This is a genomic window from Rhodoferax sp. ZS1R8, from assembly GCF_056521325.1.
This window is the reverse complement of record NZ_JBWMBA010000002.1, coordinates 698,347-715,540: the sequence shown is the minus strand read 5'-3', so window position 1 is coordinate 715,540 and position 17,194 is coordinate 698,347. Positions and strand designations below refer to the sequence as shown.

Genomic DNA, 17,194 nt, shown 5'->3' with positions numbered 1-17,194 from the left:
AAAGGAGGAGCCCGCGCAGCGGGCGGGGGACACGGAGCAAAACGCTTTGCCGCCCAGGCTTCTAGCTTTCTCTAATACACCTCAGGCACCAGAATGTCCTGCGGCACCGGCTGACGCTCATAGTCATCATGGCGCACCCGCGGCGGCAACACCACCGGCGGATGTTCTATTTCCTCATACGGCATTTGCTGTAGCAGGTGGTGGATGCAGTTCAAGCGGGCCTTCTTTTTGTCCACGGCATGCACCACCCACCACGGTGCTTCGGGGATGTGGGTGCGTGCCAGCATCACCTCTTTGGCCCGTGTGTAGTCTTCCCAACGGGCGCGTGATTCCAGGTCCATGGGGCTCAACTTCCACTGCTTCAGCGGGTCGTGGATGCGGCCTAAAAATCGGCTGTGCTGCTCTTCGTCTGAAATAGAGAACCAGTACTTGATGACCTGGATGCCGGAGCGCACCAGCATCTTCTCGAACTCGGGCACGGTGCGGAAGAATTCCTCCAACTGCTCGTCATTGCAAAAGCCCATGACGCGTTCGACCCCCGCGCGGTTGTACCAACTGCGGTCAAACAGCACGATCTCACCGGCCGCTGGCAAATGCGAAACGTACCGCTGGAAGTACCACTGCGTGCGCTCGCGGTCGTTCGGTGCTGGCAGCGCCGCCACGCGGCACACGCGGGGGTTCAGTCGCTGCGTGATGCGTTTGATGGCGCCGCCCTTGCCGGCCGCATCGCGCCCTTCAAAAATCACCACCACCTTGTGGCCGGTCTTGACCACCCAATCCTGCAGCTTGACCAGCTCCCCCTGCATGCGAAACAGTTCTTTAAAGTAGTTGCGCCGTTCCTCGCGCGCATCGGCACTGAGCTTGTGGGGAGCGCCGTCGTCCAGCTCCATCTCCAGCTCTTCGTCGTAGCTGTCCAGCATGTCGCTCTGGATGCGGCGTACCAATTCGTCTTCGCTGGAACTCACGGGCTACTCCTACATGGGCGGGTGTTTACCAGTTGAGACTAGATAAGTCTTGTGTCAAACGTGTGAACAATAGATGACGCAACCGAGTCGTAAAATCACGACCGACGGGCTCCACGCCCCCAACTCTCCCCCAAAAAATCTCTGAGGAGCATCCCCATGACCCGTGAAGTAGTAGTCGTCAGCGCAGTGCGCACCGCCATCGGCACCTTTGGCGGCAGCCTAAAGGACATCGCCCCTACCGAGTTGGGCGCCCAGGTTGTGCGCGAATCCCTGGCCCGCGCCAACGTGGACGGCAAGGATGTAGGCCACGTCGTGTTTGGCCATGTCGTCAACACCGAGCCCAAGGACATGTACCTGAGCCGCGTGGCCGCTATCAACGGTGGCTGCGGTGAAGGCACGCCCGCCTACAACGTGAACCGCCTGTGCGGCTCCGGCCTGCAGGCCATCGTCAATGCCAGCCAGAGCATCCTGCTGGGAGACACCGACATTGCCATTGGCGGTGGTGCAGAGAACATGAGCCGCGCACCGTTTGCATCGCTGAACATGCGCTGGGGCGCGCGCATGGGCGACACCAAGATGGTGGACATGATGATTGGCGCATTACACGACCCCTTCCACACGATCCACATGGGTGTTACGGCCGAGAACATCGCCGCCAAGTGGGGCATCAGCCGCGAAGAGCAGGACGCGATCGCTGTGGAAAGCCACAACCGCGCCCAACGCGCCACGGAAGCGGGCTACTTCAAGGACCAGATCGTGCCGGTGATGCTCAAGAGCAAAAAGGGTGATGTGGCTTACGCGACCGACGAACACTTCCGCGCTAACGCCACGCTGGCTGACATGGCCAAGCTCAAGCCTGCCTTCCTGAAGGACAACGGCACCGTCACCGCCGGCAACGCGTCCGGCATCAACGACGCGGCCGCCGCAGTAGTGCTGATGGAAGCGGGCGCCGCCAAGGCCCGCGGCGCCAAGCCGCTGGCACGCCTGGTGGCCTATGCCCACGCCGGTGTCGACCCCAAGTACATGGGCATTGGCCCGGTGCCGGCCACGCAGGCCGCGCTGAAGAAGGCGGGTTTGACCGTGAATGACCTGGACGTCATCGAGGCCAACGAAGCCTTTGCCGCCCAGGCCTGCGCCGTAACGCGCGACCTGGGGCTGGACCCGGCCAAGGTCAATCCCAATGGCTCCGGCATTTCGCTGGGCCACCCGATTGGCGCCACCGGCGCGCTGATCACGGTAAAAGCCATTTACGAGCTGCACCGCATACAGGGCCGCTACGCGCTGGTAACGATGTGCATCGGCGGTGGCCAAGGGATTGCGGCCATCTTCGAGCGTATCTGACGGAAAATTGCTACGCTATTGATAGCGCGTTACGCGCGCTGCACGGGGGCTGCAGCCCGATTCAACCACCAACAATCTGGTTGCGCCCCTGCTTCTTGGCCTTGTACAAGGCCTCGTCGGCCAGTTTGACCAGGGCCTGGCCGCTTTGGCCAGGTGCCAACTGTGCAATGCCGCAGGAAAAAGTGCAGGCAAACGAGCTCGCATCCACCGGGTGGTGAAACTGTGAAAAGTCGACCCGGATACGGTCCAGCAAATGGTGGGCGCGTTCAACGTCGGCCTGGGGCAGTATCACCAGGAATTCTTCCCCGCCGTATCGGCCCACTGAATCGGTCTTGCGCAAACGCTGCTTGAGCAGCCAAGCCATGCTGCGAATCACCTGGTCGCCCATCGGGTGGCCATAGGTGTCGTTGACCTTCTTGAAGTGGTCAATATCGATCATGGCCACACACAGCGGCGTGTTGTCGGCCAGTGCCGTGTTAACGGAGGCGTCCACACGCTGCTTGGATGTGGTGTGGTTGAGCAAGCCGGTCAGGCTGTCCAGGTACATGGAGCGGCGCAGGATGCGGTAGCGGTCAATCTTGCTCTTGACGACGGCGTTCAACACGACGGGATTGAACGGTTTGGTAAGGAAGTGGTCGCCGCCCAGGCGCAGTGCGTCCACCTGCAGCGCGATGCTGGTGTCGGCCGACAGATACACCACCGGCGTCGATAAAAACTCTTCGTGCTGGCGGATCACGCGGGTCACCTCAACCCCGGTGCAGCCTGGCATGTACATGTCCATCAGCACCAGATCGGGTTGGAACTTAGCCAGCGCCGTCAGCACATCCTGCGGTTGGGAGATGGCCATGGATTCCACACCGGACTCTTTGAGCGTGCGCTGGATCAGCGTGCTGGCAGTCACGGAATCTTCGACGACCAGTACGCGGTAGGGCGGCTCCTCTTCGGTCCCGCACAGCTTGACGATGCGGGCCATGACGGCCGACTGCGCAGTACCCACCGGGAAACAAAAGTCGCAGCCCACGCGCAGTGCAAGCTTGAGGCCGTCAAAATCAGACGGCAGACTCAGGCCCACGATGCTGCTGGCTGAAAAACGGCCGCGCAATGCCTGTACCCGAACGATGAAAGCTGTGGGCTGCAAGCCATTGGCATCGACCAGAACGATAGTCGGGTCTTGCGCGGCCTTTTGGTCGTAGACCGGTCCGCAGACTTCGACCTGAATATTGAAATAGCCGGCTTGGGTGACTACTTCTTGCCAAGCCTCTGGAACCGCGGTGATCAGCCAGATCTTTTTCACCGGCAACAGTTCGGAGACAACCTCGCTATCCTGGTGCAGACGGCGCTCAGGGTTGAGGTCGCTCTTGTCTTGCAGAAACTCGACGATGCGGGTGCTGAACTCGGTGATCTGGCCGTCCAGATCGCTCATCGGTGCGTCGGGGATGGGGTCGGTGTTCCACCGGTCAAATTGCGACAGAACCTGCTGCTCGAGTGTGCGCGCTGTCTGGTGCAGGCCCGGCAGGCCCTTGGCATCCAGAAACTCGGTGAACGCAGAAACAGCCACCGCAAACTCCACAAAACCATCAATGCCCGGGTGGTCTTTGCAAGCCTGCCACTTGGATAAAAATTCGTCGCTCTTCTTCTTCAGCTCAGCGGGCGAACACGACATAAATTTCCTCTTTGGACCGGTTAGTCCGGCTCTACCCCCATTTTAGGTTGCCTATCGTCTTGGAACCCTTGTGCGCGCAAAGTGATGACCAGTGTGTCGCGGTGGCCACCGTCCTGCAGCGGCTGGATCGGTGTGGACTCGTGGATGACGCGGGCATCGTCCAACAGTAGCAGCGACCAAGGCTCTGTCAGTGTGAAACGCTGGCCGTTGGGGCCGGCGGCCTCAAACACGCGCGTTTCACCTCCCTTGATGCCGTGGCGCCCGACCAGAAACACCGCCACCACGTCAACGCCATCGCGGTGCGCGCCCTCGGGCGTGGGGCGGCCAATGCCGTCAGTGGTGTCAATGCGAAATTGGTGCGCCTCAACGAACCAGGCTTGCGCGCCTTTGAGCGATGAAGCGATGCTGCCCAGGGCCTTCAGCAGCGCGTTCCAGCCGGTGTGCGCTGCCGTATCCGCAGCTACCGGCTCAAACCAACGCTGCATGCCGCCATGCAGTGCGTTGTAGTCCAGCGGTTGCCAGTGCGCGCGGTGGGGCACGGCCTTTACGGTATCACCATCCACCTGGTAGCTGGCATGGCGGCGACGGCGGTAGCGGCCACCGTCTTTCAGGTATTGGTCTGGCGGCAGATCGTTCCAGCTGGGCAGCAGGGCATTCAGGTCGGCCAGGCTTAGCTTGGCGAGCGTGGCGAAGCTTGGTGCATCGAGTACAGCATAGCCTTGCTGGCGTAGAGCAGGAATTACAGCATCGGGTGCTACGCAAGGCGGCGAAAAACTATTGGTCGTCATGACCAATAGCTTAACAACCCAAAAAAGGCCCTACAAAGCCTTGCGCCCGATCAGGCCGCCGATGCGGCGCACCAGCCACTTGGGTGTGCTGCGCGACGCAATCATCGCCGCCTGGTTGACGATGCCGGGCACGCAAATAGCGTCGCCGCGCATCGTGGCAGCGAACGCCATGTCGGCCACATCCTGCACCTCACCAACCAGGAAGCTGGGCAGCTGGCCCAGCTTGGCGTTGGCACCGGTTGCCTGGGTCAGCATATTGGTGGCGGTGATGCCAGGGCACAGCGTGGTGACGGTCACACCGGTGTCGCGAAGTTCTTCGGACAGCGATTCGGACAGTGACAGCACATAGGCCTTGCTGGCCGCATAGCTGGCCAACGTGGGCACCGGCTGGAAGGCAGCGACCGAGGCCACGTTCAACACCCGGCCACGGCCGCGCTCCACCATGCCGGGCACAAAGGCGCTGAGCATCGCGGTCAGGCCTGAGATGTTCAGGTCGATGGTGGCCTGGTGCTTGGCATGGTCTATGGAGGTAAAGGCGCCCTGCTCCAGCACGCCGGCGCAGTTGACCAACACATCGACCTTGCTGCTGTGCTTGCGCGACAGTGCGGCCAGCAATTTCTCTGCCGCGCCAGGCTGCGACAGATCCGCGGGCTGCACGCTGACGGCCACGCCGTGTTGCGCGGCCAGTTTCTCGGCCAATGCCTTGAGCTTGCCCTCGCTGCGAGCGACCAGGATGACGTCGTGCCTGGCGGCGGCAAAGCATCCAGCCAGCGTCTCCCCGATGCCCGAGGATGCGCCGGTGATCAGCGCAGTGGGGTTGCCGGAGGCAGAAGTATTCTTCTTGGGCATAGTCGTTTCCTCTTTTTGGGTTGTTTGAAAGATTCAAGGCTTGGCGGGGTCAACCTGCAGCACCATGCCGGCTGCGCGCAGGCGCTGCACCAGCACATCGCCCAGGCCGCTGGCGGGCGTCAGCAGTCCGCCGTGCTTGCGGCCACCCGGCAGTTCGTCCATTTGCAAGGCCAGCGCCAGCGCTGACTCGCACAGCATCTTGGTGGTGGCGCGGTTGCCGGGGTCGCCCTTGTCGGCCACCATGCCCCGCACCGTCTTGCCGCTGGCGCTGTGGCCCACCCACAGCGCACGGAACGATCCACCGTCCATGCTGGCCTCCGACGGGCCGGCGCCGGGTGGCGGTGCAAACTTTTGCGCCAGTTTGCGGATGGGGCTTAACCTCAAGGCAGCCTGCGATGTGAATGAACCCACACTCAAACTGGTGGCCGCCAGCGCGGCGACCGGGCCTTTGCCAAGACGCAAATACTCCTGGTAGGCATAGCCCGGTGCATAAGCCAGCAAGGCCGCGCTACGCCGCACGACACGGGTGTTGATAGTCGACATCATGAACGGGCCCAGCCAGGCGCCAAAGTCGGAATCGCGGCGCGGAAGCAAGGGGTCGGCATGGGCCGCCGCGTTGGCGGGGCGAGCGTCGGAGGGGTTCAATAAAAATGGGTCGGCCATCGCCTGCGACTGGCCCGACGCCAGCATATTGAACAGCGAGGCCAGCGTGCCACCGTTGAAGCCGCCGCGTATGCTGAACGCGACTTTGGTCTCCACACAAACCTCGCCATGGCGCTCTTGCATGGCGGCATTGGCCAGATGAGCGCTCAAATCGGACGGAACGGAATCAAAGCCGCAAAACGGAATGATGCGCGCGCCCTTGCGCTGGGCGGTGTCGTGGTGCAGGTCGATCATGCCCTTGACCCAAGGCGTCTCGCCGGTGATGTCTACATAGTGCGTGCCGTGGCGCACGCAGGCCGCCACCAGCTCGCTGCCATACAGCGCGAAGGGGCCCGCGGTGCTGAGTACGACCCTTGCATTGCGGGCCAGCACGTCCATGGCCTTGGCGTCGTGCGCCTCTGCGACCACGATGCCAGCGTGCAAGGCACCGCTGGACTTGCGCACGGCTTCCAGCTTGTCCGCGGAGCGGCCGGCCAAAGCCCAGCGCAAGCCTGCGGACTGCACATCCGCACTCTGCGCGAAGTAATCCACCGTCTGGCGGCCGACGAAACCACTGGCGCCGTACAACACCACATCGTATTTTTTTGCCGAAGATTTACTGGTGACCATCGTTGACTCCCCTCCTTTGTCCGGGGGTCTAAGCATAGACCCATTCAAACTCCGGCGGCACACAGGGCCTGTCGCCTAGGCAACGCGCGCCAGCTACAAGCCGGGCTACGATGCTGCTCCAGTGCGGTTTGCTTGCCAGCCGCCCATTTTGTTACCCCCAGCCCACTGCGGAGATAGAACCATGTCCTCACTCGCCAACCTCGTCAACCACCAGATCCGCCTTGCCGCACGCCCCGTGGGCATGCCCAAGCCTACTGACTGGAACCATACCACTGAGGCCGTCGCCGAGCCGGCAGAGGGCGGCATCGTCGTCAAGACCCTGGCCCTGTCGCTGGACCCTGCCATGCGCGGGTGGATGAACGAAGGCAAAAGCTACATCCCTCCCGTCGGCATTGGCGAAGTCATGCGCGCCGGCGGTGTCGGCAAGGTGGTCGCCTCCAAGAGCGACAAGTTTGCCGTGGGCGACCTGGTCAGCGCCACGCTGGGTGTACAGGAATACGCCACGCTAGGCGCAGATGAATTCAAGCGCAACGGCATCTTCAAGATCGACCAGCGCGCCGGCACCGTGACCCAATGGCTCAACGTGCTGGGCATGCCTGGCATGACCGGCTACTTTGGCCTGATGGATGTGGGCATGCCCAAGGCCGGTGAAACGGTCGTGGTGTCTGGCGCAGCGGGCGCAGTCGGCCAGACCGTAGGCCAGATCGCCAAGCTCAAGGGCTGCCGCGTGGTCGGCATTGCCGGCGGTGCCGCCAAGTGCGACTGGGTGGTGAAAGAACTGGGTTTTGATGCCTGCATCGACTACAAAGCCGGACCAGGCGCTGTGCGCGCGGGCCTGAAAGAACACTGCCCCAAGGGCGTGGACATTTACTTCGACAACGTCGGCGGTGAGATTCTGGACGATGTGCTGGCCAAGATCACCCGCGGCGCTCGCATCATCATCTGCGGCGCCATCAGCCAGTACAACAACACCACCGCCGTGCAAGGCCCCAAGAACTACCTGAGCCTGCTGGTGAACCGCGCGCGCATGGAAGGCATCGTCGTGTTCGACTACGCCGCCCGCTACCACCTGGCCGTGGCCGAGATGGCGGGCTACATCCGCGAAGGCAAGATGAAGAGCAAGGAAGACGTTGTCGTCGGCCTGCAGACCTTCCCCGACACACTGCTCAAGCTGTTCAACGGCGAGAACTTTGGCAAGCTGGTGCTGGAAGTGGCGAAGGACTGAGCGTTGCGCTGAACGGTTGGAGCGTGAGTTGCTACATCTTTAGTAGCTGCTCACGCATATCCGACGAGGGCTAGCGGCCTAAATAACCATTAGGCCGCCAGCGCGGTCGCTCGAACGTGCTCCAGGCAGGCCATTCAGCTTGCAGGAAAGAGAAATTGGATGTTGTCACCATTGCCTTCCCTGAATGCCTGCGTCTTCAGCGCTCGGTCATTGATGTTGCGTGATCACAATGTAGTTGGAATACCTGCGTCATCTTGCGCAGCACTTCCGTTTCAGCAGCGGTTGTGCCCCGCGCTTTGAGAATGGGTTCACAGACCTTTTCCCACGCTGCTTGGAGCGCCAACGCCATACGCCGGAATTCGACTTGCAATTGCACATAGCTGAATCCACAGTCGGCACATAGTGCCTCCCATGAATGGGCACCCACTGCGTCAAAGCTTTCTTCATCCCCAATGAACAGCGCCAGCCCGGTGTCGCCATATACGCGTACACACAACAGGTCGTAAAAGGGAGCGAGCTTGAAACCTTTTTCGTCGATCAGCACTGACAGATTCTTGGCATGAGCATCTGCGTTACCAATGAGGTAGTTGAACATCACCCAACGTTGGAGCTGCAGCAAATCGTTGCCGCGTACACGCAATGCACGCATCGCATCCACCAGCTTGGAAATGCTCACCAATCCACCCATGCGCTGGTACTTCCAGCCTGGGCCATGGCCCAGCAACTGACATCCATCGATCTGATGCAAACCAACAATATTTCCGGCAGCCGTAAAACGGTCGTAGCGTTCCACCACATAGCATGCCTCCGGCACCCGGAGCAGCCACACATCGGGCACCGGCAGTTTCAATGCGCGAGCCAATTTCATGCAAGCGTATTCATTGATGGCGCTGGGTTGATAGCGCGGCTGCCGTGTGTCGGGCTTGAGAATGTGTGTAGTGGGAGAGTGGCCCAGACTGTCGCTGAGTCGCCTGGACTGTTTGTCAAAGCGCAAGCCAATCTTGTCCTGCGCACCTGCGAGCGACATGGTTGCGTCCACATTGGACACCAGCAATGGCGTGCGCCCGCGGTCGGCCAAGCGGGCACTCAATGCATCAAAACTCAAGGGCCGGTATTGCTGCTGGTTGTCGGGGCGCGCATTTTCGGGCAGCAACGAAAGAACCCCGGGCAACTCGGCACCCAACCGGCCCAGCACCTCGAATGAAGACGCGCCCCGCAGATGAATGGCGCTGAGAATGTCCTCCAGCGCCTCGCCCTCAGGCAGCAAATTCTGAAAAAACGTTTTGACTGCCGCCCCTGCAAATCGCTCCAACCGCAAAGGGAACTGGGGCGCTAAAACGTAGCCACCCGGTTGCTCGATCCATTGCGGGTCATATTCAAAAAAGTAATCGCTGGCAGCGTGGCCAAACCACCCCATGGGTCGCACATTGGCCCAAACGCTCAACCGGATCATGGCTCGCCCACTGAATCTGCCGCGTCGGCAGAACTGTGTGCTTCTGGGGGTGAGGGTGCAACTTCCGCAGCTTGCCAACCGTCAACGGACATAGAAAGCCCCAAGCCTTGAAACAATTGCATCAGCAATGCAAATGAGCACCGACTTGGGTCGTCTTCTGCATCGCGAATGAAGGAGGTGCTGACATTGCACACCGATGCGGCCTGCGCACGCGACAAACCCTGGCGCTTTCGCTCCAAAAGCAGCCGTTTGGCTAGTTCAGTAACTGAGTCCGGGGTGACCTGCATTTTTTGACCTCTACGGGTCAGTTTAGCTTACTTAACTAGCAAATAGTCAAAAAATGATCTTATGAGGGCAAGTATTTCGGCGTCGTGAACGCTACTTGAGCCGACTTAGTCCGTATCGCCAGGGGGTAGTTAAAAACTGATCCCAAAAGAACAATATCGCGTAAACATTAAGCAATCTCTGAATAAATGACCCCACGGGATCAAAATATTAGGTAATCCTAACTTTAAATGAAACGCAGCTGCGCCGTCTCTGGCAGCGTGCGGATGATGTCTTCCCATGCCATGGGCATTGGCCGCCATCTTGTGCCAGGCGGCATCGTGCGACGCCGTCTGAAGCTCATCAAATAGGCCTTTCTACGCCAATATGCTGCAAATTTGATAGCTACTCACGCACATCTGACGAGGGCTAGGTGCCTAAAAGACCAACATGCCCCAGCATGGTGGCCAGAGTTCGTGCCTACACTCATTGTCACAAAAACTGTGCGCCAACACTCTAAATAGATAAGGACCGCTGCATCGAAGCGTTTTTGGTGGGCTGCCCTACATTTGGAGATGGATATGACACACCACACAGCCCTGCGCGCGGGCGCAGCTTTACTGGCCACGGCCGCCTTGGGAACCAGCGTCTGGGCCCAAACCACCGCACCGCAGATGGCAAACGTGCCACCCACCGCATCCCCAACCCCCGTGGTGGTGATCGTGCGTGTACCCAAGCCATGGTATGCCCCACGCGCGGTGGTTACGGGCAAGATGCGCGACACCATCCCGCAATACGCGCACCTCTCGGGCCTGGCGTTCAAGGCATTCTCGTTTGAACGCGAGAGCGGCGACTATGGTGGCGTGTACTACTGGCGTGATGCGGCCAGCGCGCAGGCGTGGTTCAACCCGGCCTGGTTTGCCCGCGTGAAGGCCGAGCGCGGTGCCGATGCCTCGGTGCGCATTTTTGAAGCACCGGTGAGCATTGACAACACGCCATCTGGCACCCCCGCCAGCACCGACGGCAGCGCGGTTGCCACGCTGGTGGAGATACCACTACCGAAGGGCATAGGCCGGGAACGCATGCTGGCGGAATTTAACGCCGCCGTGCCACAGTACCAGAAGGTGCCCGGTTTGCTGCGCAAACACTTCATCCTGAGCCAGGGCGATAGCAGCAATGGCACATTTGGTGGTGTTTACCTGTGGAGGGACGAGGCCAGTGCCAAAGCCTGGTTCAATCCCGCCTGGCACCAGCGCGTCACCCAAACCTATGGGCACAGCGCGAAAATCGAGTGGTTCGATGCGCCCATCCTGTTGCCAAGTCTGGACGCGCCCAACACTATCGCCCCGCCCGCCCTAATCGTTGCCGCACCATGAAAATCACTGCCCCTGCCCCCGAGACACTGCGCGCTGCCACCCAGGGCGATCTCGCCGCGCTGGACCAGGTGCTGTTGGCCATCCAGCCGGGCATCTTCAACCTGGCAGTGCGCATGCTGGGCAACCGCGACGATGCGGCCGACGCATCGCAGGAAATCTTGCTCAAGGTGGTGACGCACCTGGGCGGCTTTCGGGCGGAGGCGGCGTTCACCACCTGGGTGTTCCAGATCGCGCGCAACCACTTGCTGAACGCCAGCACGCGCAGCCGCGAGTCCCCGGAGGTCTCGTTGGAAGCCATCGAAGAGCGGTTGCAGCAGGGCCTGGCCTACCACCAACATGGCAACCGCCTGGCAGACCAGCAGGCGCAAGAGCAGGCGCTCACGCCCGAGGACAAATTGGCAGCCCGGCAAGTGGCATTGGGCTGCACGCAGAACATGCTGATGGCGCTGGACCGCGAGCAGCGACTGGTCTATGTGTTGGACACGCTGTTTGGCCTGTCATCCCAAGAGGCGGCGCGGGTGCTGGAGACAACGCCCGCCGCCTACCGCCAGCGGCTGGCCCGCACGCGGGCGCGCATCGACGGCTTTGCTTCAACCACCTGCGGCCTTGCCAACGCCAATGCTGCATGCCACTGCGAAAAACAGTTGCCCGCCATGGCGCATCTGCGCCAGACTGGCGCGCAAACTGGCGCGGGTAGTGCCGCCCCGCTGATTGCCATCCACTCTGCAGAGCGGGAACAGGCCGCGGGCGCTTTCGACGCCTTGGTGCGCGTGGGGGATGCTGCCGCCGTCTTCCGGGCACACCCCGACTACCAAGCGCCCGAGAGCCAGCGGGCGGCCATTCGCGCCGTGCTTAGCGCAGAAGGCTTTTGGGGCGACGACCGTGCAACGCATTGAGCCATGACGCAATCCACACCATTGCCGTTTCACGCTGCCGATGGAGCGCCGCTGATGGGTACGCTGTTTGGCGACGCGGTCAAGCAGGCAACGCCAGTTTTGATTGCCGGTGGCTTGGGCATTGCCCAGCGCTTCTACCTGCCGTTTTCCCAATGGCTTGCCGCGCAGGGCCAGCGGGTGATGACCTTCGATGTGCGCGGCATGGGCGCGTCGCGTCTGCCCGGTCAGCACCTGTGCGATGTGCAGGCCGACATGCTGACCTGGGCCCAACAAGACTTTGCGGCTGCTGTGCAGACCCTCTGCCAGCAGACGGATGTAGACCAAATCACCGTGATCGGCCATAGCCTGGGCGCGCACCATGCGGCGATGGCCGGATTGCAGACGCAGGCTCGCATTGCCAAGTTGCTGTCGGTGGCAGCGGGTTCGGGCTACTGGCGCGACTGGGCTGCGCCGTCGCGCAACAAGGCACCGCTGATGCTGCATCTGGCAGGGCCTTTGCTGACACCACTCTTGGGCTACTTTCCGGGCAAGCGCCTGGGCATGGTGGGCGATCTACCCGCCGGCGTGATGCTGCAATGGAGCCGCTGGTGCCGCCATCCTGAATTCGCTTGGGGCGCGGAGCCCGACAAGCTGATGCCCGTGCTACAGACGGCGCGCTACCCCATCCACGCGCTGAGTTTCAGCGACGACGAAGCAATGACCCTGGAATGCACGCGCAAGCTGCTGGCCGCCACACCCCACGCCGCTGCGCGCCTGGAGGTGATCACACCGCAGCAGATGGGTGTTACCCGCGTAGGGCATGTAGGCGCATTTCGTCGGGATATGGAGCAAAAGCTCTGGCCGCACATGGCGCAGTGCATGCCATTGGCAGGCTGACTACGCTATTGAATCGATAGCTAACAGCGCAATAAATACGAGGGCTACAGCGCACCGACGCGGAAAAAATCTTATTCCAGCAGTGCAGCGTAAACCAGATTGCGGAAAAGCGGCCGGTAATAGTCCCGCTGGTTGGGTGCCTGCAACATCATCAGCGCAAAGAAATCCTTGGCCGGGTCTACGAAAAAGGTGGTGCCAGCTATGCCGCCCCAAAAATACAGGCCTTTGGAGCCGGCCTGGGCCGCAACGCCCTCCTCCAGCCGCACTGCAAAGCCCAGGCCAAAGCCGTGGCCAGGCGGCAGCAGTTCCCCCGAGCGGCCGGCCCGGTGCACACCGACGCTTCCAAGGTGGTCGGCCGTCATGTAGCGCACGGTGGCGGTGCTGAGGATGCGCTGGCCGTCCAGTTCGCCGCCACTCAGCAGACACTGCAGAAAGCGGGCGTAGTCGGCGGATGTGGAGGCCAAGCCCGCACCGCCCGCCTCCAGCGCGGCGCTCTGGCGCAGGTCGATCAGACGCGGGGCGATACCGCCGTCCGGGTCTACCGCAAAGGGCTCGGCGATGCGGTGGTGTTTGTCGGGTGGCACCACGAAGCTGGTATCGACCATGCCCAGCGGGCCCAGGATGTTGTCTTGCAGAAAAGCGCCCAGCGTCTGGCCGCTGACCACCTCCACAAGGGCGCCCAGCAGATCCGTGGCGCGGCTGTATTCCCACACCGTGCCGGGTTCAAACATCAAGGGAATCGCGGCCAGCGCTTTGGAAAATTCCCGGTTGCTGCGCGTGCGCGATGCCAGCCGGGCCTGCGCGTACTGGCACTGGATGGGCTCGTTGCCTAATATCTCGTATGTCAGCCCGGCGGTGTGGCGCAGCAGGTCCTGCACGGTGGGCTCGTTCATAGGGCGCTGCTGCACGGCTTGGCCATCGATCACCGTACTGAGCTGCACATCGGCAAACTCAGGCAAATACTTGGCCACCGGGTCGCTGAGCAGCAATTGCCCGCGCTCCATCAACTGCATGACCGCCACCGAGACGATGGGTTTTGTCATGGAGTAGATCCGGAAGATGGAATCCAGCTCCATGGGCACGCTGTGCGCGGGGTCCTGCTGGCCCACGTTTTGGTGCAGCAGCACCTTGCCATGGCGGGCGATCAGCGCGACAGCGCCGGGCAGACGGGCACCAGCCACTTCGGACTGCAGCGTCTCGACCAGGTGGCGCACGCGCTGCGGGCAAAAGCCCAGGTCCTTGGCCGAGCCCAATGGCAGATGTTTGCTACCGGATGCCGTCATGCGCCGCTTCCCGCCCGGCCGTAACGTTGGCGGGCCAGCGCCGCACCTTGGGCCAAAGCTTGCAATTTCTTGACGGCAACCTCGCGGCTCATCGGCGCAAGCCCGCAGTTGGTGCACGGGAAAATGCGGTTGCGCGGCAGGTGCTGCAGTGCCACGCCAATCGTATCGGCCACCTGCTCGGGCGTCTCAATGACATCACTGGCCACGTCGATGACGCCCACCATGACGTCTTTGTCCTTCAACAACGCCATCAGATCCGGCGGCACGTGTGAGTGGTAGCACTCCAGGCTTACTTGTTGGATGCAACTGGCAGCCAGCGCCGGGAACACCTGTGCGTACTGGCGCCACTCTTGGCCCAGGGTTTCCTTCCAGTCGTTATTGGCCTTGATGCCATAGCCATAACAAATATGCACGGCGGTGGTACAGGTCAGGCCCCGCGCAGCAATCTCCAGGGCTTTCACGCCCCAGTCGGCCGCGTCTTGCATATAGACGTTGAATGCAGGCTCGTCGAACTGGATGATGTCCACGCCATCGGCCTGCAACGCCAATGCTTCCTGGTTCAGCAGTTCGGCAAAGGCGAAAGCCATCTTGCGTTTGTCGCCATAAAAGCGATCGGCCACCGTGTCCACAATCGTCAGCGGACCGGGCAGCGTGAACTTCAGCTTCTTTTTGGTGTGGGCACGGGCTAACTGCGCCTCGAAGGCGTGGACCCGGCCCTTGAGCCGCAGTTCGGCAATGACCTGGGGCACCTGGGCGTCGTAACGGTTATTGCGTATGCCCATCGTGACCTTGTTTTCAAAGTCAATGCCGTCTACCTGCTCCAGAAAGCCGTGTACGAAATGCTGGCGGCTTTGCTCACCGTCGCCGACGATGTCCAGCCCGGCGTCTTCCTGTTCCTTGATCCACAGCAGCGTGGCATCGGCCTTGGCCTGCTGCAGCTCGGGCCCGGCCAGCTTCCACTGTGGCCAGAGTTTTTCGGTTTCCGACAACCACGAAGGTTTGGGCAGGCTTCCGGCGATGGCGGTTTCAAACATCGTTATTTCCTTCATTAGCGCCAACAGCCACGGATCGAGCAGCAGGCCTGGGGTAAGTGCCAAAGTGAGGTAAAGGAGGAGACCGCAGGTCGGGGGACACGAACGGCGGTACTTGTCCCAGGTCTGCTGCGGGCGCAACCGTGGGGGCTATTTTGCTTCAGCTTCTTGCAGAGTACGCCACATGACTTTACCCGCACCGCTCTTGGGCAGTGCGTCGACAAACTGCACCACGCGCGGCACTTTGTAGACAGCCATGTTCTCTCGGCACCAGTCCACAATGTTCTGCTCAGTGACCAAGTCTTTGTGGGTGGAGCGCAGCACGACGACGGCCTTCACGGACTCGCCACGGTAGCTGTCGGGCGTGGAGATGACGCAAGCCTCCTGGATGGCGGGGTGGCGGTACATCAGCGCCTCCACCTCGGCCGGCCAGACCTTGAAGCCCGACGCGTTGATCATGCGCTTGAGCCGGTCCGTCAGGAAGAAGTATCCGTCCTCATCGACCCGACCCAGATCGCCGGAGCGGAAGAAGCGTTTGCCATCGATCTCGATGAAGGCCGCCGCCGTAGCGTCCGGGCGCTTCCAGTAGCCGTTGAACACCTCGGGGCCGTGCATGATGATTTCGCCGGCCTCGCCCACCGGCATTTCCTGCAACGTGTCGGGGTCAATGACACGCGCATCGGTGCCCATGAAGGGTATACCCAGGCACTGCTGCTTGGGTGCATCGGGCGGGTTGCTGTGGCTGGGCGCGGCGGTCTCGGTCAAGCCATAGCCTTCGACATAGCGCAGGCCAAACTGCTCCAGCAGGCGCTGGGCCACAGCCTGCGGCATGGCCGCGCCGCCGCCGCCGATGTAGACCAGGCTGGACAGGTCGTAGCTGGAAAAATGGGGGCTGCCCAGCAGGTCTATGACCATGGTCGGGATGTTGGTCCAGTGCGTCACCTTCCAGCGCGAGATAAGGCGTCCGGCCAGATCTCTGTCCCAGCGCGGCATCACGACCATCGTTGCACCACCGCGGATGCTGGTGTGCATGATGCTGACCATGCCGGTGATGTGGAACATGGGCACCACGACCAGCACCACGTTTTCAGCCGAGCCATTGCCCCACATGCCGCTGGCCACCGCGTTGTGCATGATGCTGCTGTGCGGGTGCATGCAGCCCTTGGGCAAGCCAGTCGTGCCGCTGGTGTACGGCAGTATGGCCAGGTCGGTGGGACCTACAGTCAGCTCGGGCAGTTCGCCGTCGGCTGCCATGGCATCGTTCCAGTCCAGAACCTGGCCCCCCTGCAATTCCGGGGGGCGGTGGCGGCCCAGCAGCCACTGGCTCCATGCAGCCGGGGGTGCATCGTCGCCTACCACGCCCGTATCGAACGCATCGGCGAAGTGTGTGACGATCAGGTGGCTCAGACGCTCCTTGGCGTCCAGCGCGTCGCTGGCGTGCACCCACTCAGGCGCCAGGTCGGCGGTGGTGATGGCGATGCGTGAATCGGGGTCGGTGATGTAGTGCTTCAACTCCTCCGCGCGGTTCATCGGGTTCACCGGCACCACGACGGCGTTCGCCCGCAGGATCGCAAAATGGGCAATGACCAGTTGCGGGCAGTTTTGCATGCACAGCACAACCCTGTCGCCCTTTTTGACCCCCAGCCCGCACAGGGCACGCGTAAGCCGCTCCGCTTTTTGTAGCAGCTGTGTGTAGGTCAATACCGTGCCGAAAAACACCAGCGCCGCCTTGTCGGGGTAGCGACGGGCATTGGTCTCCAGGTTGTCCCACAAGGACGTGGCCGGCGGGGTGATGGAATGGGGTAGCCGCTTGGGCCAAAACGTGTAATGGGCGCGCACCGAAACTCCTCAAACGAATGGATTCTGCAAGACTAGCGCGCCCAAGCATCCACCGCATCGGGGTAGGCCCCAA

Annotated in this window: 14 protein-coding genes; 5 read left to right on the top strand and 9 right to left on the bottom strand. The window is 61.7% G+C overall.

From position 1 onward, the window contains the following. Window positions 1-71 precede the first annotated feature (71 nt). Window positions 72-920, bottom strand: coding sequence for a polyphosphate kinase 2 (gene ppk2, locus AC097P_RS09335; RefSeq protein WP_479610430.1), 849 nt, complete (start codon window positions 918-920; stop codon window positions 72-74). Window positions 921-1,121: 201 nt separating this feature from the next. Between ppk2 and bktB the strand changes: the two genes are divergently transcribed. Continuing rightward, window positions 1,122-2,306 carry a beta-ketothiolase BktB gene (gene bktB / locus AC097P_RS09330; protein WP_479610117.1) on the top strand — a complete coding sequence of 395 codons (1,185 nt, stop codon included), beginning with the start codon at window positions 1,122-1,124 and terminating at the stop codon, window positions 2,304-2,306. 61 nt (window positions 2,307-2,367) lie between these two features. On the opposite strand, the gene AC097P_RS09325 is transcribed toward bktB, so the two are convergent. The 4 genes from AC097P_RS09325 to AC097P_RS09310 are packed head-to-tail and all read right to left on the bottom strand — an operon-like array spanning window position 2,368 to window position 6,878. Beyond that, window positions 2,368-3,969 carry a GGDEF domain-containing response regulator gene (locus AC097P_RS09325; RefSeq protein ID WP_479610116.1) on the bottom strand — a complete coding sequence of 534 codons (1,602 nt, stop codon included), beginning with the start codon at window positions 3,967-3,969 and terminating at the stop codon, window positions 2,368-2,370. Window positions 3,970-3,989: 20 nt separating this feature from the next. Beyond that, entirely contained in the window at window positions 3,990-4,757 is a 768-nt protein-coding gene (locus tag AC097P_RS09320) for a 2OG-Fe dioxygenase family protein (RefSeq protein ID WP_479610115.1), read from the bottom strand. Window positions 4,758-4,787: 30 nt separating this feature from the next. Next, on the bottom strand, window positions 4,788-5,606 hold the full coding sequence (locus AC097P_RS09315) for an SDR family NAD(P)-dependent oxidoreductase (RefSeq protein WP_479610114.1): 819 nt from the start codon (window positions 5,604-5,606) through the stop codon (window positions 4,788-4,790). A 33-nt stretch (window positions 5,607-5,639) separates the two neighbouring features. Next, a complete protein-coding gene (locus AC097P_RS09310; RefSeq protein WP_479610113.1) occupies window positions 5,640-6,878 on the bottom strand; it encodes a saccharopine dehydrogenase family protein in 1,239 nt (412 codons plus the stop codon). A gap of 181 nt (window positions 6,879-7,059) precedes the next feature. On the opposite strand from AC097P_RS09310, the gene AC097P_RS09305 reads away from it, so the two are divergent. Further along, window positions 7,060-8,103 carry an NADP-dependent oxidoreductase gene (locus tag AC097P_RS09305; protein ID WP_479610112.1) on the top strand — a complete coding sequence of 348 codons (1,044 nt, stop codon included), beginning with the start codon at window positions 7,060-7,062 and terminating at the stop codon, window positions 8,101-8,103. A 196-nt stretch (window positions 8,104-8,299) separates the two neighbouring features. Here the strand turns inward: AC097P_RS09305 and AC097P_RS09300 are convergent, their stop codons facing one another. After that, the gene (locus AC097P_RS09300; protein WP_479610111.1) at window positions 8,300-9,556 is read right to left on the bottom strand and encodes a HipA domain-containing protein; all 1,257 of its coding nucleotides are present in this window, start codon (window positions 9,554-9,556) and stop codon (window positions 8,300-8,302) included. Between the two features lie 845 nt (window positions 9,557-10,401). Between AC097P_RS09300 and AC097P_RS09295 the strand changes: the two genes are divergently transcribed. Genes AC097P_RS09295 through AC097P_RS09285 form a run of 3 tightly spaced genes read left to right on the top strand, consistent with a single transcriptional unit; the run spans window position 10,402 to window position 12,968 of the window. Then, complete coding sequence (locus AC097P_RS09295; protein WP_479610110.1) at window positions 10,402-11,196, top strand: YdhR family protein; 795 nt, start codon at window positions 10,402-10,404, stop codon at window positions 11,194-11,196. Continuing rightward, a complete protein-coding gene (locus tag AC097P_RS09290; protein ID WP_479610109.1) occupies window positions 11,193-12,092 on the top strand; it encodes an RNA polymerase sigma factor in 900 nt (299 codons plus the stop codon). Before AC097P_RS09295 ends, AC097P_RS09290 begins: the two co-directional genes overlap by 4 nt. A gap of 3 nt (window positions 12,093-12,095) precedes the next feature. Continuing rightward, window positions 12,096-12,968 carry an alpha/beta hydrolase family protein gene (locus tag AC097P_RS09285; protein ID WP_479610108.1) on the top strand — a complete coding sequence of 291 codons (873 nt, stop codon included), beginning with the start codon at window positions 12,096-12,098 and terminating at the stop codon, window positions 12,966-12,968. Window positions 12,969-13,039: 71 nt separating this feature from the next. On the opposite strand, the gene AC097P_RS09280 is transcribed toward AC097P_RS09285, so the two are convergent. The 3 genes from AC097P_RS09280 to AC097P_RS09270 all read right to left on the bottom strand — a co-directional run bounded on the left by AC097P_RS09280 (window position 13,040) and on the right by AC097P_RS09270 (window position 17,121). Beyond that, on the bottom strand, window positions 13,040-14,251 hold the full coding sequence (locus tag AC097P_RS09280; protein ID WP_479610107.1) for a serine hydrolase domain-containing protein: 1,212 nt from the start codon (window positions 14,249-14,251) through the stop codon (window positions 13,040-13,042). Then, window positions 14,248-15,285, bottom strand: a complete 1,038-nt coding sequence (locus AC097P_RS09275) for a methionine synthase (protein ID WP_479610106.1) — start codon at window positions 15,283-15,285, stop codon at window positions 14,248-14,250. Before AC097P_RS09275 ends, AC097P_RS09280 begins: the two co-directional genes overlap by 4 nt. Window positions 15,286-15,432: 147 nt before the next feature. Further along, a complete protein-coding gene (locus AC097P_RS09270) occupies window positions 15,433-17,121 on the bottom strand; it encodes a long-chain fatty acid--CoA ligase (RefSeq protein ID WP_479610105.1) in 1,689 nt (562 codons plus the stop codon). Window positions 17,122-17,194 lie beyond the last annotated feature (73 nt).

Excerpts from the sequence above, each read along its gene's own strand:
- ppk2 (WP_479610430.1), bottom strand. The coding sequence starts at position 920 with ATGCTGGACAGCTACGACGAAGAGCTGGAGATGGAGCTGGACGACGGC.
- bktB (WP_479610117.1), top strand. The coding sequence starts at position 1,122 with ATGACCCGTGAAGTAGTAGTCGTCAGCGCAGTGCGCACCGCCATCGGC.
- AC097P_RS09325 (WP_479610116.1), bottom strand. The coding sequence starts at position 3,969 with ATGTCGTGTTCGCCCGCTGAGCTGAAGAAGAAGAGCGACGAATTTTTA.
- AC097P_RS09320 (WP_479610115.1), bottom strand. The coding sequence starts at position 4,757 with ATGACGACCAATAGTTTTTCGCCGCCTTGCGTAGCACCCGATGCTGTA.
- AC097P_RS09315 (WP_479610114.1), bottom strand. The coding sequence starts at position 5,606 with ATGCCCAAGAAGAATACTTCTGCCTCCGGCAACCCCACTGCGCTGATC.
- AC097P_RS09310 (WP_479610113.1), bottom strand. The coding sequence starts at position 6,878 with ATGGTCACCAGTAAATCTTCGGCAAAAAAATACGATGTGGTGTTGTAC.
- AC097P_RS09305 (WP_479610112.1), top strand. The coding sequence starts at position 7,060 with ATGTCCTCACTCGCCAACCTCGTCAACCACCAGATCCGCCTTGCCGCA.
- AC097P_RS09300 (WP_479610111.1), bottom strand. The coding sequence starts at position 9,556 with ATGATCCGGTTGAGCGTTTGGGCCAATGTGCGACCCATGGGGTGGTTT.
- AC097P_RS09295 (WP_479610110.1), top strand. The coding sequence starts at position 10,402 with ATGACACACCACACAGCCCTGCGCGCGGGCGCAGCTTTACTGGCCACG.
- AC097P_RS09290 (WP_479610109.1), top strand. The coding sequence starts at position 11,193 with ATGAAAATCACTGCCCCTGCCCCCGAGACACTGCGCGCTGCCACCCAG.
- AC097P_RS09285 (WP_479610108.1), top strand. The coding sequence starts at position 12,096 with ATGACGCAATCCACACCATTGCCGTTTCACGCTGCCGATGGAGCGCCG.
- AC097P_RS09280 (WP_479610107.1), bottom strand. The coding sequence starts at position 14,251 with ATGACGGCATCCGGTAGCAAACATCTGCCATTGGGCTCGGCCAAGGAC.
- AC097P_RS09275 (WP_479610106.1), bottom strand. The coding sequence starts at position 15,285 with ATGTTTGAAACCGCCATCGCCGGAAGCCTGCCCAAACCTTCGTGGTTG.